This window comes from Streptomyces sp. IBSBF 2435, assembly GCF_036815005.1.
Taxonomy (GTDB): Bacteria; Actinomycetota; Actinomycetes; order Streptomycetales; family Streptomycetaceae; genus Actinacidiphila.
Genome location: NZ_JAJSYW010000080.1, coordinates 1 through 16,692 on the forward strand (window position 1 = coordinate 1; position 16,692 = coordinate 16,692).

Consider the following 16,692-nt stretch of genomic DNA (forward strand, 5'->3'; position numbering starts at 1 on the left):
CCCCCCCCCCCCCCCCCCCCCCCCCCCCCCCCCCCCCGCCCCCCCCCCCCCCCCCTTCCGTTCAGCGCGGGCACACGGCCCCGCGAGGCCGTGTCAGGCGACTGCCGCCGCCGCGGTCCCCGCGGCGGCGGGCGCCGCCGCGCCCGGCAGCTCGATGTGCGCGCCCAGGCTCTCCAGCTTGGCCAGGAAGTTCTCGTAGCCGCGGTTGATCAGGTCGATGCCGTGCACCCGCGAGGTGCCCTGCGCCGCCAGCGCCGCGATCAGGTACGAGAAGCCGCCGCGCAGGTCCGGGATCACCAGGTCGGCGCCCTCCAGTTTGGTCGGCCCCGACACCACGGCGGAGTGCAGGAAATTGCGCTGCCCGAACCGGCACGCGCTGCCGCCCAGGCACTCCGCGTACAGCTGGATGTGCGCTCCCATCTGGCCCAGCGCCGAGGTGAAGCCGAGCCGCGACTCGTAGACCGTCTCGTGCACGATGGACAGCCCGGACGCCTGCGTCAGCGCCACCACGAGCGGTTGCTGCCAGTCGGTCTGGAAGCCCGGGTGGACGTCCGTCTCCAGCGCGATGGCGTTCAGCGGGCCGCCCGGGTGCCAGAACCTGATGCCCTCGTCGTCGATCGTGAAGGCGCCGCCGACCCGCCGGAAGGTGTTCAGGAAGGTCATCATCGACCGCTGCTGCGCGCCGCGTACGTAGATGTCGCCCTCGGTGGCAAGCGCCGCGCTCGCCCAGGAAGCGGCCTCAAGCCGGTCCGGAATCGCCCGGTGCGTGTACCCGCCCAGCTTGTCCACACCGGTGATCCGGATCGTACGGTCGGTGTCCATGGAAATGATCGCGCCCATTTTCTGCAGGACGCAGATCAGATCCTCGATCTCGGGTTCGACGGCGGCGTTCGACAGCTCGGTGACGCCCTCGGCGAGCACCGCCGTCAGCAGCACCTGCTCGGTCGAGCCCACCGACGGGTACGGCAGCCGGATCTTGCAGCCGCGCAGCCGCTGCGGGGCCTCCAGGTACTGCCCGTCGGCCCGCTTCTCGATCGTGGCGCCGAAGCGGCGCAGCACGTCGAAGTGGAAGTCGATCGGCCGGCCGCCGATGTCGCAGCCGCCGAGGCCGGGGATGAAGGCGTGGCCGAGCCGGTGCAGCAGCGGGCCGCAGAAGAGGATCGGGATCCGCGACGAGCCCGCGTGCGCGTCGATGTCCGCGACGTTCGCACTCTCCACCCGGGTCGGGTCGAGCACCAGTTCGCCCGGTTCCTCGCCGGCGTTGACCGTCACACCGTGCAGCTGGAGCAGCCCGCGCACCACTCTGACGTCGCGGATGTCCGGCACATTGCGCAGCCGGCTGGGTTCGCTGCCCAGGAGGGCGGCGACCATGGCCTTGGGCACGAGATTCTTCGCGCCTCTGACCCGGATCTCGCCTTCGAGGGGGGTTCCGCCATGGACAAGCAGTACATCGGCGATGTCGGTCATGGATCTCGCGATCGTCGGAACGGGTAGAGCCAGGGAGAACTGAGGAAATGGTAATGCGCCCGGCGACTCCCGCCGCGGGGCCGTACCACCGCGTACCACCGCCCGCCCGGCGCGGGTCCCGCGTACGACCCCCGCGGGGGTGCGGCATGCGGGATCATGTGGCCATGACCGAGGTGTCCTCGCTCACCGGGCGACTGCTCGTCGCCACCCCGAAACTGGCCGACCCCAATTTCGACCGGGCCGTGGTGCTGCTCCTCGACCACGACGCGGAGGGGTCGCTCGGCGTCGTCCTGAACCGGCCCACCCCGGTCGGCGTCGGTGATGTGCTCCAGCCGTGGGCCGCGCTGGCCGGCCTGCCCCAGGTCGTCTTCCAGGGCGGCCCGGTCTCGCTGGACTCCGCGCTCGCGCTGGCCGTGGTGCCGGGCGAGCCCCGTGCCGGCGAACCCGTCGAGCTGCTGGGCTGGCGCCGGGTGCACGGGGCGATCGGCCTGGTCGACCTGGAGGCCCCCCCGGAGCTGCTCGCCGCCGAGCTGGGCAGCCTGCGGATCTTCGCCGGGTATTCCGGCTGGGGACCCGGCCAGCTGGAGCGCGAGCTGGCCGACGGCGCCTGGTACGTGGTCGAGTCGGAGCCGGGCGACGTGTCGGCGCCGAACCCGGAGCGGCTGTGGCGGGCGGTGCTGCGCAGACAGCGCAATGAGCTGGCGATGGTGGCCACGTATCCCGACGATCCGTCTCTCAACTAGTCTTGACTCTTATGAGCACTCTTGAGCCCGAGCGCGGGGCGGGCACCGGCACTCTGGTCGAGCCGACTCCGCAGCTCTCCCACGGTGACGGCGACCACGAGCGCTACGCGCACTATGTCCAGAAGGACAAGATCATGGCGAGCGCGCTGGAAGGCACGCCCGTCGTCGCCCTGTGCGGCAAGGTCTGGGTCCCCGGCCGCGATCCGAAGAAGTATCCGGTCTGCCCGATGTGCAAGGAGATCTACGAGGGCATGCCGCTCGGCGGCGGCGGAGACAAGGACAAGTCCGGCAAGGGCAGCGGCGGCAACGCCTGACGCCCTTCCGGCGGACAGGGGAGGCCCGTGGAAGGCGACGAGGGTGACGGGGGCGTGTTCGGTACGCCGGACGCGCCCGACGACGACTCCACCAGCGGCGAGCGCGTGCACGCACTGGTCGGACAGGGCCGCTTCGCGGAGGCGCACGCCGTGGTCGGCGACGCCTTCGTCGAACGCAACGGCAGCGCCGGCTATCTGCTGCGGGCCTGGGTCCTGGCGCAGGAGAAACGCGGACCCGAGGCCCGCGAGGCGGTCGACTGGGCGCTGGCGCTGGCCGGACCCGCGGAGGCGGCCGACGTCTTCGTGCTGGCCGGTGTGGTCCTTCTCTCACTCGACGAGGCCCACGACGCCCTGATCGTCGCGCTGCGCGCCACCGGGGCGGACCCGGACGGCTGGGAGCCGGCCGTGCTGCTCTCCGACGTCTACCGGCGGCTCGGACGCGTCCCCGACGCGGTCGCCGCCGCACGGCGGGCCGTCGGCCTCGCCCCGCAGGAAGCCGAGGCGCAGGTCGCGCTGGCACGCTCGCTCAGCTCGGGCCGCAGCATCCTCGGCCGCATACCCCGGCGGCTGCGGGCCGAGCACCGCGCCGCGGTCGAGCGCTCGCTGATGCTCGGGGCGGATCCCGGGCAGCTCCAGGCGCCCCGGGCCGGCGTCCTCACCGGCGGGGTCGCCGTCGCCCTGCTCTGGGGCATCCAGCTCTACCGCATCGAGACCGGCGACGACTGGCAGTTCATCGCGGCCGGCGTCGTCCTCCTCGTGACCGCGGTGCTGCTCGCCGTCGTCGTACGCGTGCACAGCAGGCGTACGGGCGCGGGGGCGCGGGCGCGGCTGCGGGGCATCAGGGCGACCGTCCGCACGGAGCTGGCCGCGGACGACCGGCTGTGGCAGATCCGGGCCGCGCATGTCGGCGCCGCGATCCCCGTGGCGCCGCTGCTGACCACCGGCCTCATCGCCGACCGCGCCTGGCGGCGCGAGCTGTGGCCGCTGTGGGCCGCGGTCCCGGTGACCGCGGCCGGGGTCGCCGGGGTCGCTCTCGCCGTGGTCGGCGTGCACTGGTGGTACGGGGCGGAGTTCGCCCGGCGGGCTTTCCTCCTCTCGTGGTTCGGCCGGCTCCAGATCGTGGTGCCCGCGCTGCTGCTGGGGGCGACGCTGGCGGCGGCGGTCGGCGGGTCCGCGTCCAGGGGCACGTGGCGCGACCTCACGCTTGCCCATGCGGGCTGGCTCGCCGCGACCTGGCTGGCCGCGGCGGTCTTCTCGGCCCGCGCCCGAGCCGTGCGCTCCCGGTCCCTCTAGCCCGGCCCCGCGCCCCGGGGCTGCCCCTGCGCGGGCCCGAGCGCCCGGCATACGCCTACGGGCGGTGCCCCTTGCGCGGGCCTGTCGCCTGCACCACGGCCGTGGCTGGGCGCGCATTTCCGCGCGCCCCTGCCGGCTTGCCCGCTGCGGCAGAGGAGCCGAGCCCCGAAGGGGCGCGGGGAACTGCGCGCCCGGCCGAGATGGCGGGAGAGAAGCGACACCACCGCACGTGGCAGCGCCCAGGTGGCACTGGGGGTGCCCCCGGCGAAGCTCTGGGGGCGGAACTGCGCGCGCAACCACGACGGCGCGACAGGCGGCAGGCCACCGCACGTGGCAAGCACCCAGAGCCGCGGGGAACCGCGGCACGCCACCGCGGCGTCGCAGGCGGGGGCGTACCGTACGGGGCGGTCGTCAGGCCGCGAGGGGCACCGGAACCGCACCCACCTGCCCGGACGGGCGCACCGCAGGGAAGGATGGGCCCATGGATCTCATCCCGCAGCCGCGGCGGACGCGGACAGAGGGCGGCACGTTCGAGCTGGGCGCCGGCACGCGGCTGGAGGCCGGGAGGGGGGCCGAGTCCACCGCCCGCTGGCTGCGCGGGGTGCTCGGGCCGGCGGCCGGCCTGGACTTCCCCGCCGGCGCGGGCGGCGAGCGCGGCAGCACCGTACGCCTCACCGTGGACCCGGCCCTCGGCCGGGAGGCGTACCGGCTGACGGTGGGCCCGGACACCGTGCGGCTCACCGGCGGCGACGCGGCCGGCGTCTTCTGGGCCGCGCAGACACTGCGCCAGCTCATGGACCCGGCGGCCTTCCGCCGCGCCCCGGTCCGCCGGGACCGGACCTGGACCGTGCCGGTCTGCGACATCGAGGACAGGCCCCGCTTCCACTGGCGCGGCTTCATGCTGGACGTCGCGCGCCACTTCATGCCCAAGGACGGCGTCCTGCGCCACCTGGACCTGATGGCCGCGCACAAGCTGAACGTGCTGCACCTGCACCTGACCGACGACCAGGGCTGGCGCCCGGAGATCACCCGCTACCCGCGGCTGACCGAGGTCGGCGCGTGGCGGCACAGGACGAAGGTCGGGCTGCGGGAGTCCCCGCTGTGGGACGAGCGCCCGCACGGCGGTTACTACACCCAGGACGACCTGCGGGAGATCGTCGCGTACGCCGCGGACCGGCACATCACCGTGGTGCCGGAGATCGACATCCCGGGCCACTCGCAGGCGGCGATCGCCGCGTATCCGGAACTCGGCAACGCCGACGTCGTGGACACCGCCGCGCTGCCGGTGCTGCCGCACTGGGGCGTGAACCCCAACGTGCTGGCGCCCGCCGAGGCGACCCTGCGCTTCTACGAGAACGTGCTGGCCGAGCTGCTGGACATCTTCCCGGGCACGTTCTTCCACATCGGCGGCGACGAGTGTCCCAAGGAGCAGTGGCGGGCCTCGCCCGCCGCTCAGGCGCGGATCGCCGAACTCGGGGTGGCGGACGAGGACGCCCTGCAGAGCGCGCTGATCCGGCACTTCGACCGCTGGCTCGCGGACCGCGGGCGGCGGCTGATCGGCTGGGACGAGATCCTGGAGGGCGGCCTCGCGGAGGGCGCCGCGGTGTCGTCCTGGCAGGGCTACGCGGGCGGGATCGCCGCGGCAAGGGCCGGGCACGACGTGGTCATGTGCCCGCAGGGCCAGGTGTATCTGGACTGGCGGCAGGCGGACGGCCCCGACGAGCCGGTGCCGATCGCGCATGTGCGGACCCTGGAGGACGTCTACCGCTTCGAGCCGGTCCCCGCGGAACTGACGGCGGCCGAGGCGGAACACGTCATCGGCACCCAGGCCAATGTGTGGACCGAAGTCCTGGACTCACCGCGGGCGGTGGACTACGCGGTCTACCCGCGGCTCGCCGCGCTGGCCGAGGTCGCCTGGTCGCACCTGCCCGCGCCCGCCGAGCGCGACTGGTCCGGCTTCGAGGCCAGGATGCGCGCCCACTACGCCCGGCTGGACGCCCTGGGAGTGGAATACCGCCCGCCCGGCGGTCCGCTGCCCTGGCAGCGCCGTCCCGGCGTCCTGGGGCGGCCGTTGGACGGGCCGCCCCCGATCGTGTGAGCAATTCCGCGACTTCCGCACCAGGCGGCGGCGGACCTGGCACGGTGGACCCGTAACCGCCGCAACACACACGAAGGATGGCAATTCAGGCACTGTGCCAATTTCCCCGGGAGACGTACGATCGCACGCGTGGCCGGACGGATCGGTACTTCGTGGACCCTCGCGCCGACCCCGGGGGAAGATGTGCCAGAGTTGCCACGTCCGGGCGCTCAGCACGTACGGTACGGCTACCGCGTGACGGAGGAAGGCCGGGAAGGGGCAGCTGCGTGAGCACGTATGCACAGCAGACCGCAGAGAATGTCACGTTGCCGTCCTCGCTCGACGAGGCGGTGGCGGCGCTCGCCGCCATGCCCAGCGCGGTGCCGGTCGCGGGCGGCACCGATCTGATGGCGTCGGTCAACGCCGGGCTGCTGCGCCCGGCCGCACTTGTCGGGCTCGGCCGCATCGCCGAGATCCGCGGCTGGCAGTACGCCGACGGGGCCGCGCTGCTCGGCGCGGGACTCACCCACGCGCGTATGGGCCGCCCGGACTTCGCCGCGCTCATCCCCGCGCTCGCCACCGCCGCCCGTTCGGCGGGACCCCCGCAGATCCGCAACGCGGGCACCCTCGGCGGCAACATCGTCTCCGCCGCGCCCACCGGTGACGCCCTCCCGGTGCTGGCGGCGCTGGAGGCGAGCGTCATCCTCGCGGGTCCCGAGGCCGACCGGGAGATCCCGGTCAGCCATCTGCTGACCGGCATGGACCCGTTGCGCCCCGGCGAGCTGCTGGCCTTCGTCCGCATCCCGCTGCTGCACGCCCCGCAGACCTTCCTCAAGGCCACCGGGCGCACGGGCCCCGGCCGGGCGGTCGCCTCCGTCGCGCTCGTCGTGGACCCGGCCCGGCGCCAGGTGCGCTGCGCGGTCGGCGCGGTCGCCCAGGTGCCGCTGCGCCCGCTGGAGGCCGAGCAGTGGGTGGCCGGCCTGATCGACTGGGACGGCGAGCGCAGCCTCGCCCCGGAGGCGTGCACGGCCTTCGGGGAGTACGTCGCCGCCGCGTGCATCCCCGACCAGCCGGGGGTCGAACTGCCCCCGGCCGCCGTCCAGCTGCGCCGCACGGTGGCCGCACTGTCCCGCCGAGCGCTCGGGAGGGCCCTGGCATGACCGACCAGCCGCAGCAGCCGGGCCCGCCCGGCAACTCCGGGGCCTGGCAGCCCGTACCGGGCGGCGGGGACTACGACCCCGACCAGACCATGCATGTGTCCTTCGCCGCCCAACTGCCGCCCGAGCCGCGGCCGGGCGAGGACCCGCTGGGCGCGCACGGCCCCGCGGGGGAGGCCGACCCGGCCACCCAGTGGGCGATCCCGGTCGTAAGGGATGAGACCGAGGGCGACTCGGGCGAGTACGCGGTCGGCGCCTTCACCTCCTCGTGGGACCGGGCGCCCTCGCCCGCGGCGCCCACGCAGTCCTTCCCCGCCGGGATGTTCGGGCAGGGCGCCGCGGCGGCGCTGGCCGCGGCCGCGCAGGCGGCAGCGGAGCCCGAAGCGGCCCCCGGGCCCGAGGGGCAGTGGTCGGCCTTCTCCAGCGGCGAGGCGGTGCCGTGGCAGCCGGTCGACCAGGCCGCGGCGGAGGCCGCGTGGTCGGCGGTGACCGACGAGGCGCCGGCCGCCGACCACGCGGCGCCGGAGGCGGACCCGGAGCCCGGCGGCCTGCCGCCGGCCGCCGAGCCGCAGCCCGAACCCGAGCCGCAGCCCGAGGCCGCTCCGGAGCCCGAGCCCGAGTTCGCCGAGGAGACCCGCAGCGAACACCCGCTCGCCTCCTACCTGTTGCGGGTCAACGGCACCGAGCGGCCGGTCACCGACGCCTGGCTCGGCGAGTCGCTGCTGTACGTGCTGCGCGAACGCCTCGGCCTGGCAGGGGCCAAGGACGGCTGCGAGCAGGGCGAGTGCGGTGCCTGCTCGGTCCAGGTGGACGGGCGGCTCGTCGCCTCCTGCCTGGTGCCGGCCGCAACCGCTGCGGGCAGCGAAGTGCGCACCGTCGAGGGCCTGTCGTCCGACGGCCGGCCCTCCGACGTGCAGCAGGCGCTGGCCGAATGCGGCGCCGTGCAGTGCGGCTTCTGCATCCCGGGCATGGCGATGACCGTCCATGACCTGCTGGAGGGCAACCACCGGCCCACCGACCTCGAAACGCGCCAGGCCCTGTCCGGCAACCTGTGCCGCTGCTCCGGCTACCGCGGGGTGATCGACGCGGTACGCCAGGTCGTCAGCGCCCGCGACGGCGACGACGCCCCGTCGTCGCCCCGTATCCCCGCCCAGCCCGGCCCCACGTCCCCGGAGGCCGCCGTATGACCCCCAAGCGCCACCCCTACGCCGACGCCCGGCCGCCCGGCCGCCCGCCCGGGCGGGCGGGCGCCCGCCCGGCCGCCCGAAGCGCCGCGGGAGGCGGGCGATGAGCGTCATCGACGGACCAGGACCCGCCCCCGTCGCCGAGACCCTGGCCGGCGGCGGCCCGCCGCACGGCATCGGCATGTCGGTGCCGTCCACCGACGCGGCGGCCAAGACGCAGGGCACGTATCCGTACGCGGCCGACCTGTGGGCCGAGGGACTGCTGTGGGCCGCGGTCCTGCGCTCGCCGTACCCGCACGCCCGCATCGTCCGTATCGACACCACCGAGGCCGCCGCCATGCCGGGCGTGCGCGCCGTCGTCACGCACGAGGACGTGCCCGGCGACGCCATGCACGGGCGGCTCGTAGCCGACCGCCCGGTCTTCGCCAAGGACATCGTGCGGCACCACGGCGAGCCGATCGCCGCCGTCGCCGCCGACCACCCGGACACCGCCCGGCTGGCCGCCGCCGCGATCCTGGTCGAATACGACGTGCTCGAACCCGTCACCGACCCGGAGAAGGCGTTCGCCGCCGAGCCGCTGCACCCCGACGGCAACCTGATCCGGCACATCCCGCTGCGCTTCGGCGACCCCGACACCGTCGGCGACGTCATCGTCGAGGGCCTCTACCGGGTCGGCCGCCAGGACCCGGCCCCGATCGGCGCCGAGGCGGGCCTCGCCGTGCCCCGCCCCGACGGCGGCGTCGAGCTGTACGTCGCCTCCACCGACCCGCACGCCGACCGCGACATCGCCGCCGCCTGCTTCGGCCTTGAGGCCGGCCACGTCAAGGTCGTCGTCACCGGGGTGCCCGGCGCGATGGGCGACCGTGAGGACTCCGGCATCCAGCTGCCGCTGGGCCTGCTGGCGCTCAAGACCGGCTGCCCGGTCAAATTCGTCGCCACCCGCGAGGAGTCCTTCCTCGGCCACGCCCACCGCCACCCCACCCTGCTGCGCTACCGCCACCACGCGGACGCGGACGGCCGGCTGGTGAAGGTCGAGGCGCAGATCCTGCTCGACGCGGGCGCCTACGCCGACGCCTCCTCCGACGCGCTGGCCGCCGCGGTGGCCTTCGCCGCCGGGCCCTACGTCGTCCCGCACGTCTTCGTCGAGGGCTGGGCGGTCCGCACCAACAACCCCCCGTCCGGGCACGTACGCGGCGAGGGCGCGCTCCAGGTCTGCACGGCCTACGAGGGCCAGATGGACAAGCTCGCCGCGAAGATCGGCCTGGAGCCCGCCGAGATCCGGATGCGCAATGTGCTGGCGACCGGCGACCTGCTGCCCACCGGGCAGACCGTCACCTGCCCGGCCCCGGTCGGCGAGCTGCTGAAGGCCGTGCGCGACGCCGACCTGCCGCCGCTGCCCGACGGCGACGACGAGTCGCAGTGGCTGCTGCCCGGCGGCACCTCGGGCGCGGGCGAGCCCGGCGCGGTGCGCCGCGGGGTCGGCTACGCGCTCGGCATGGTCCATGTGCTCGGCGCCGAGGGCACCGACGAGGTGTCCACCGCGACCGTCCGCGTCCACGACGGCCGCGCCACCGTCATCTGCGCCGCCGTCGAGACCGGGCAGGGCTTCACGACCCTGGCCCGGCAGATCGTCCAGGAGGTGCTGGGCGTCGAGGACGTGCGTGTGCTGCCCTCCGACACCGACCAGCCGCCCGCGGGCCCTTCCGCCCGCGGCCGGCACACCTGGGTCTCCGGCGGGGCCGTCGAGCGGGCCGCGAAGATGGTGCGGACCCAGCTCCTCCAGCCGCTCGCGGCGAAGTTCGGCATGTCGGTCGAGCTGCTGGCCATCGCCGACGGGAAGATCACCTCCTACGACGGGGTGCTCTCGACGACGGTCGCCGAGACACTGGACGGCAAGGAGCTGTGGGCGACCGCGCAGTGCCGCCCGCACCCCACCGACCGGCTCGACGAGACCGGCCAGGGCGACGCCTTCGTCGGGCTCACCTTCTGCGCGATCCGCGCGGTGGTCGACGTCGACATCGAGCTGGGCGCGGTCCGGGTGGTCGAACTCGCCGTCGCCCAGGACGTCGGCCGGATCCTCAACCCGCGGCAGCTCGCCGCGCGGATCGAGGCCGGGGTCACGCAGGGCGTCGGGCTGGCCCTGATGGAGGACCTGCGGGCGCCCCGCGGCATCGTCAAGCGCCCGAGCCTGACCGGCTACGCCCTGCCCACCGCCCTGGACGCGCCGGACGTGCGGATCGTCAAGCTGGTCGAGGAGCGCGACGTCGTGGCCCCCTTCGGGGCCAAGGCGGTCAGCGCGGTGCCGGTCGTGACGTCCCCGGCCGCGGTGGCCGCCGCGGTCCGCGCCGCCACCGGCCGGCCCATCGCACGGCTGCCCATCCGCCCGCAGGCGGCGATCGTCAAACCCCCGGCGTAGGATTTTTGGTCCCCCCGTTGTCCCGCGGGTGCTGCGGCCCGGCTGACGGGCCGTCATACTCCCGGTAACGTCAGTTGTACAACTCGCATCATCTGCGGGTGCATTCGGACAACGGGGGACGTATGACGATACCCATCCGACCCGTGCCGCCGCCCAGGGACGGCGCCCCGCCGGCCTTCCGTACCGAGGCGACGAGGCTGCTCAGCGCCGGGGTCTACTTCGACACCGGCTTCCGCAGCCAGGTCATCGAGGAACTGGTCCAGCACGAGGAGCGCCCGGTCCCGCCGTCGCTCGGCATCGACGCGCTGCCCGTCCTCGCGCACGCGCTGCGCGCCCGCCGCCAGGAGGCGCAGACCGGGGCGTGGCTGCTGCTGATCTGGGCGGCGTTCATCGGCGTGTGGCTGGCCGGCACCGGCTCCGAGACGATGCTGCCCATTCCGTGGTTCGCGGCCTACGCGGCGCTGTGCGCGGTGGCCTGGGTCCGGCGCAGCGCGTCCGGGGTGGGCCTGGCGGTCTTCACCCTGGACCGCGCCATGATCAAGGAGGCCACCCGCGGCCGGCTCAAGCTGCTGCTGCCCGTGGTCACCCCGCTGGTGGGCGTGCTGTACGTGCTGTCGGTGGCCACCGCGCTGCTCAGCGGCCGGGACGCCTGGGCGGGCGCGTTCTTCCCGTTCCTGCTGGCGGTACCGGTCTGGGCCTACCGCGGGCATGTGACCGCCGTGATGTGCCACGAGCTGGGCCGCGCGGCCTACTCGCGGGCGCCCCGCGCGGCACTGGCCGACTCCGCGCAATGGCGGCGGATCGGCGCGGCCATCGACCGCGAGCAGCACTCCCAGCTGACCATCTACGACCCCTTCCGGCCTTTCATCGGCGCCGGCGAGCCCTACGAACCCTGGTCGCTGGCGATGGAGTTGAAGCCGGCCAAGGTGCCGGACGGCGCCCCGCCCGCCCGGCCGCAGCTGCTCGCCGCCCGCGAGGTCATCGAGCTCATCAAGCCCCGGATGACGGCGCTGCGCGACTCCGCCGCGGACAGCAGGGACCGGCTGCGCACGCTGGAGATCGACGAATTCGTCTACCTGCCGGCCGGGTTGAACCGCGCGGAGGTGGTCTACGCGGCGGACGCCGTCGGCCAGCACCTGAAGGACGCGGCCGGCGAGGGCGGCGAGGCGCGCCGCCACTTCCTGCGCATCAGGATCGGCGCATGGGACGAGCAGATCGTCGTGACGGTCCTGGTCCGGGTCCACACCCAGGGAGGCATGCTCGTCCTGGAGGTCGTCCCGCACGTGCTGACCCCCGTGCGGCCGGAGTTCAGGGCCGTGGACGTGATCGAGGCGCGCGGCCAGGCCGACCCGGTCCGGCACGCGCTGCGCGGCCTGATGGCGAGCCCCGGCGCCGGTCTGGCGGCCGGCGCGTGCCTGCTGCGTACCGGCGTCACGGTCTTCCGCACCTGGCTGGCCGACCCGCAGCACGCGCTGCCCGACGGGCCGGCCGCATCGGTGAGGGAGCTGGGCAGCGCGCGGGAGGTCTCGCTCTTCCAGGAAATGGACGTCAGCCGCTATGTGAAGACCGTCCAGGACCGCATCGCCAGCGGTGTGCTGGACGCGCTGCGGTCGAAGGGCTACGCCACGGGCGAGTTCGAGCAGCAGATCGTCAACGTCAGCGGCGGGGTCTACATCGGCGTGATGAGCGGTGGCGCGGTCGCGGCGGGGGAGCGGGCGTCGGCGAAGCACACGGAGGGTGGTGCGTGATGGCGGAGGAATCCGAGGAGCAGGACGCGGCGGAGCCGTCGCGGGAGGCGGCCGGTACGGCGCAGGGCGCGGGCGGTATCGCGATCGGCGTGATGACCGGCGGGGCGGCGGCGGCCGGTACGGGCGCCCGCGCGGAGGACCGCGCCAGGCGGGCCGCGGCGGCCCCGCCGCCCCCTTACGCCGGTCCGCCGGTGTCCGCGCCGCCCGCCGGTATCGGCGTCGGCGCGATGACCGGCGGGGCGGTCGCGGCGGGCCGGGACGCCCGCGCGCTCGACGCCTCGTCGCCGTACGTGGCGGCGTCCGCGGAGTTGGCCGCCGCCGTCGGCGTGCTGCGCGAGCAGCTGCGCGTGCTGGCGCCCAGCGCGGAGACGGCCGAGATCGACGCCGAACTCGCCGGGGCCGAGCGGGAGATCGCCGAGAGCGGCCAGGTGCGGCGCAGTCGGCTGCAGTGGCTGCGCGACCGGCTCGACCTCGGTGCGACAGCCGCGGCCGGGCTCGCCTCCGCGGCGGCGGTCGTCCAGGCGTGCCTGCAACTGCTCGGCTGAAAGGGGGCGGTCGGCATGGCCAGATGGGACGATGAGAATCAGCGCTGGGTGCAGGACCCGCCGCCCGGGTCGGACGGCGGCCTGTTCCCGGTGGACGTACCGCCGCCGGTGGGCGGGCTGTCGCGCGGCAACAGCAGCCGGCGGGTGACGATCGTGGCCGTCGTGGCGGTGCTGCTCTGCGTGGCGGCGGGCGCCGGGCTGTGGGCGCTGGTGGGCGGCAGGGCCGGCTCCGACGCGTCGGAGCGGTCGCCGGACTACTCCATCGGCGCGCCGATGGATCCGACGGACCCGGGCACGGGCGACGGCACGGGCGACGACCCGGTCGGGAGCGACGGCTCGGACGGCTCCGGTACGACGGACGGCTCCGGTACGACCGGTGACACGGCGACCGGCGACACGGCGACGGCGCTGCCGTCCGGCTTCGAGGAGGTCCAGGACCCGGCCGGCTTCACGATCGCCGTGCCCGAGTTCTGGCAGCGCAGCACCAGGGGCGCCAGCGTCTACTACCAGTCCGCGGACGGGGAGAGCCTGATCCAGGTCTACACGCTCGACGGGCCCGAGACGACGCCCTACGAGTCCCTCGCGGCGACCCGGACGACGGTCTCGACGGACGACCAGTACCGGCTGATCGGGCTGCGGTCCGTCACCGACCAGGCGCCCGACGCCGCCGAGCTGGAGTACACGTACGTCCGCGACGACGGTGTCACCCGCCATGTCGTGGACCGGGCCTTCACCGGCCCCGACGACGTGCAGTACGCGCTGCTCGTCGCCGGGCCGGACTCCGACTGGTCGGCCTACCAGCAGGTCTTCCAGGTCCTGCGGGACTCCTTCTGCCCGGACGGCTACTGCTCCGGCTGAGCGGCGGCCGGCGCGGTCAGCGGATCATGCCCGAGGCCATCGCCTTGACCGCCTCCAGCGCCTCGGCCTGGAGGCCGCCGCCGAAGGTGACCCGGGTGGCGCCCAGCGCGCCGAGTTCGCGCGGGGAGGGGCTGCCGGGCCTGCACAGGGCGTTGACGGGGACGCCGACGGCCTCGGCGATGGCGGCGAGGTGGGTCGCGGGGGCGAGGATCGGGTAGACGCAGTCGGCGCCCGCGGCGGCGTAGCGCAGCCCGCGCTCGATGGCCGCGGCCGGCGTCCGCGGCCCCCGCAGGTAGGTGTCGACGCGCGCGTTGATCACCAGTGCCCGCCCGGCCGCCGCGCGGACCTCGGCGAGCCGGTCGGCCTGCCGTTCGGCGTCGAAGAGCGCTGTGCCCGCCGGGTCGGAGTCCTCCAGGTTGCACCCGGCGGCGCCGGCCTCCAGGAGGCGTTCGACCAGCTCGGCGGCGGGCAGTCCGTAACCGGCCTCGACATCGGCGCTCACGGGCACCTCGACGGCCCGGGTGATGCGGCGGATCGCGGCGAACATCTCGTCGGGGGGCGTGCCCTCGCCGTCCTCGTACCCGAGGGACGCGGAGATCCCGGCGCTCGGTGTGGCCAGCGCGGGGAATCCGGCGTCGGCGAAGACCCGCGCGCTGGCCGCGTCCCACGGCCCGGGCAGCACCAGGGGGTCGCCGACCGCCCGCCCGTGGTGCAGCGCCCGCAGCGCGTCCGCGCCGGTCTTGGCCGGCGTTTCCTTCGTTCGCTCCGTCATGCGCCCGACGTTACGGCGTCGCGGCCCGCCGCAGTGCGCCACTGGGCACCGGAAAGTGTGGGCCAGTCACGGGCGGAGCAGGCGGAATCCGGAACAGCCGTCCGCTCGCCGCCGGGCGGCGTCAGGCTCCGGCGACGGTCCGGCCCGGGGCCGGGCGGGGACGGGCCGCCGAACGCTCCGTTCGGCCAGGGCGGAGGTGCGCCGGAGCGCACGCGGAAAAGCGGCCGGCCCGGCACTGTGGAGACAGCGCCGGGCCGGCCGCTTCGCACGGGGCGAGCCCTCTTCCGAGGCCGTGACCGGAATCGAACCGGCGTAACTCGCTTTGCAGGCGAGTCCCTCAACCACTCGGGCACACGGCCGTGTCGTGCGGTGTGCTTCGACCATGGCGGGTGCGGGCGGTCCGGGTCAATGGGGCGTGCGGGGGTGCCATACGACTGCCATACGCCGTTCACACGGGACAGACGCGGCCAGGGGCCAGGGGCCGGGGGAGTAGGACGCAAGGCGGAGGCCGGTACGGTCTCGCGGCAGGGGTGAAATGCCGTATTGCCCCTTACGCTGGGCCGGTGACTGTCGCAGAGGAACGAACCGCCGAAGGCCTGATACCCGGGGAGCGGACGGGCGGCATCCTGGGCCGGGAGTACCGGGCGCTGACGCTCGGGGTGGTCTCGGTGGTGCTGCTGGTGGCGTTCGAGGCCACCGCCGTGAGCACCGCGATGCCGATCGCCGCCCGCGACCTGCACGGCCTGGGGCTCTATGCGTTCGGCTTCTCCGGCTACTTCACGACCTCGCTGCTCGCGATGGTGGTCAGCGGCCAGTGGTGCGACCGCAGCGGGCCGCTGGCGCCGCTGACCGCCGGGATCGCGGCCTTCGCCGCCGGGCTGGTGGTGAGCGGGACGGCCGCCGCGATGAGCACGTTCGTCCTGGGGCGGGCCGTCCAGGGCTTCGGCGGCGGCCTGGTGATCGTCGCGCTGTACGTGGTGGTGGGGCGGGCGTATCCGGAGCGGCTGCGGCCCTCGGTGATGGCGTCGTTCTCGGCGTCCTGGGTGGTGCCGTCGATCGTCGGGCCGCTGGTGTCCGGCACGGTGACGGAGCAACTGGGCTGGCGCTGGGTCTTCCTGGCCATCCCGGCGCTGGTGGTGCTGCCGCTCGCGGTGATGCTGCCCGCGCTGCGGCGTACCGTGGCGGCGCCAGGGAGCCAGGCGGCGGGGCCGCGGCCCGGTATGGACGGCCGGCGGATCTGGCTCGCGGTCGCGCTCGCCGTCGGCGCGGTGCTGCTCCAGTACGCGGGCCAGGACCTGCGGCCGGTCTCGGCACTGCCCGCGCTGGCCGGTGCGGCCCTGCTCGTGCCGGCCGCGCGGCGGCTGCTGCCGCCCGGCACCTTCCGGGCGGCCCGCGGGCTGCCCACGGTGGTGCTGATGCGCGGCCTGGCGGCCGGCACCTTCGCCGCCGCCGAGACCTTCATCCCGCTGATGCTGGTCACCCAGCGCGGCCTGTCGGCGACGATGGCCGGCCTGTCGCTCGCGGGCGGCGGCCTGACCTGGGCGCTCGGCTCTTACGTGCAGGCCAGGCCGCGCTACGAGCCGGTGCGCGAGCGGCTGGTGCGGATCGGCATGGCGCTGTCGGCCGCCGCGATCGCGGCGGTGCCGCTGACGCTGGACCACGCCGTGCCGGTGTGGATCGTCGCGGTCGCCTGGTGCCTGGCGGGCCTGGGGATGGGGATGGTGATCTCCACCCTGACGGTGCTGATGATGCGGATGTCCCGGCCGCAGGACGCGGGCACCAACTCCGCGGCCCTCCAGGTCTCCGACGCCCTCGCCAACGTCGTGCTGGTCGCCGCCGCCGGTACGGTCTTCGCGGCCCTCGGCGGCGGCTCCCCGGCCCCTTCGGCGACCGCCGGGGCCACCGCGGCGGTCACCGCCCACCCGGCCGCCTTCGCCGCCGTCTTCCTGCCCGCCGCGGTCCTCGCCCTGGTCGCGGCGGCGGTCGCGGCCCGGCTGCGCGGCGGCGGGCAGCCGGCGGCGGCGCGGCCCGGGAAGGCGGTGTGACATCGGTCGCACCCCAGGCGGGGCCGGTGCCGGACGCCGGGGCCCGGGCCGCGGGCCGGTACGCTGAGGCGGT

At 75.1% G+C, this 16,692-nt stretch carries 13 protein-coding genes and 1 tRNA gene; 11 read left to right on the forward strand and 3 right to left on the reverse strand.

The annotated features are described in order from the left end of the window. Window positions 1–93: 93 nt before the first annotated feature. Entirely contained in the window at window positions 94–1,467 is a 1,374-nt protein-coding gene (gene murA, locus V7E46_RS17500; protein ID WP_333769263.1) for a UDP-N-acetylglucosamine 1-carboxyvinyltransferase, read from the reverse strand. A 164-nt stretch (window positions 1,468–1,631) separates the two neighbouring features. Between murA and V7E46_RS17505 the strand changes: the two genes are divergently transcribed. From V7E46_RS17505 to V7E46_RS17550, 10 genes are all read left to right on the forward strand, one after another. Further along, window positions 1,632–2,210 carry a YqgE/AlgH family protein gene (locus V7E46_RS17505; RefSeq protein ID WP_333769264.1) on the forward strand — a complete coding sequence of 193 codons (579 nt, stop codon included), beginning with the start codon at window positions 1,632–1,634 and terminating at the stop codon, window positions 2,208–2,210. 11 nt (window positions 2,211–2,221) lie between these two features. Beyond that, complete coding sequence (locus V7E46_RS17510) at window positions 2,222–2,524, forward strand: DUF3039 domain-containing protein (RefSeq protein ID WP_033176250.1); 303 nt, start codon at window positions 2,222–2,224, stop codon at window positions 2,522–2,524. 27 nt (window positions 2,525–2,551) lie between these two features. After that, window positions 2,552–3,817: a tetratricopeptide repeat protein gene (locus V7E46_RS17515; RefSeq protein WP_333769265.1), complete on the forward strand. Its 1,266-nt coding sequence runs from the start codon at window positions 2,552–2,554 to the stop codon at window positions 3,815–3,817. A 481-nt stretch (window positions 3,818–4,298) separates the two neighbouring features. Continuing rightward, window positions 4,299–5,915: a beta-N-acetylhexosaminidase gene (locus tag V7E46_RS17520; protein ID WP_333769266.1), complete on the forward strand. Its 1,617-nt coding sequence runs from the start codon at window positions 4,299–4,301 to the stop codon at window positions 5,913–5,915. Window positions 5,916–6,181: 266 nt separating this feature from the next. Continuing rightward, complete coding sequence (locus tag V7E46_RS17525) at window positions 6,182–7,054, forward strand: FAD binding domain-containing protein (RefSeq protein ID WP_329178619.1); 873 nt, start codon at window positions 6,182–6,184, stop codon at window positions 7,052–7,054. Further along, the gene (locus tag V7E46_RS17530) at window positions 7,051–8,238 is read left to right on the forward strand and encodes a (2Fe-2S)-binding protein (RefSeq protein ID WP_333769267.1); all 1,188 of its coding nucleotides are present in this window, start codon (window positions 7,051–7,053) and stop codon (window positions 8,236–8,238) included. Before V7E46_RS17525 ends, V7E46_RS17530 begins: the two co-directional genes overlap by 4 nt. A 100-nt stretch (window positions 8,239–8,338) precedes the next feature. Continuing rightward, entirely contained in the window at window positions 8,339–10,651 is a 2,313-nt protein-coding gene (locus V7E46_RS17535) for a xanthine dehydrogenase family protein molybdopterin-binding subunit (protein ID WP_443054212.1), read from the forward strand. A gap of 122 nt (window positions 10,652–10,773) precedes the next feature. Further along, the gene (locus V7E46_RS17540; RefSeq protein WP_333769268.1) at window positions 10,774–12,399 is read left to right on the forward strand and encodes a hypothetical protein; all 1,626 of its coding nucleotides are present in this window, start codon (window positions 10,774–10,776) and stop codon (window positions 12,397–12,399) included. Further along, window positions 12,399–12,944 (forward strand): hypothetical protein, encoded by a 546-nt coding sequence (locus tag V7E46_RS17545; RefSeq protein ID WP_333769269.1) that lies wholly within the window; start codon window positions 12,399–12,401, stop codon window positions 12,942–12,944. The genes V7E46_RS17540 and V7E46_RS17545 overlap by 1 nt, the downstream gene beginning before the upstream one ends. A 15-nt stretch (window positions 12,945–12,959) precedes the next feature. Then, window positions 12,960–13,802 carry a hypothetical protein gene (locus tag V7E46_RS17550; RefSeq protein WP_333769270.1) on the forward strand — a complete coding sequence of 281 codons (843 nt, stop codon included), beginning with the start codon at window positions 12,960–12,962 and terminating at the stop codon, window positions 13,800–13,802. A gap of 16 nt (window positions 13,803–13,818) precedes the next feature. On the opposite strand, the gene V7E46_RS17555 is transcribed toward V7E46_RS17550, so the two are convergent. Both V7E46_RS17555 and V7E46_RS17560 read right to left on the reverse strand, forming a co-directional pair. After that, complete coding sequence (locus V7E46_RS17555) at window positions 13,819–14,574, reverse strand: isocitrate lyase/PEP mutase family protein (protein WP_329178628.1); 756 nt, start codon at window positions 14,572–14,574, stop codon at window positions 13,819–13,821. 287 nt (window positions 14,575–14,861) lie between these two features. Beyond that, window positions 14,862–14,933 (reverse strand) — tRNA-Cys (locus V7E46_RS17560). A 204-nt stretch (window positions 14,934–15,137) separates the two neighbouring features. Between V7E46_RS17560 and V7E46_RS17565 the strand changes: the two genes are divergently transcribed. Next, complete coding sequence (locus tag V7E46_RS17565) at window positions 15,138–16,619, forward strand: MFS transporter (protein WP_333769271.1); 1,482 nt, start codon at window positions 15,138–15,140, stop codon at window positions 16,617–16,619. Window positions 16,620–16,692: the final 73 nt, after the last annotated feature.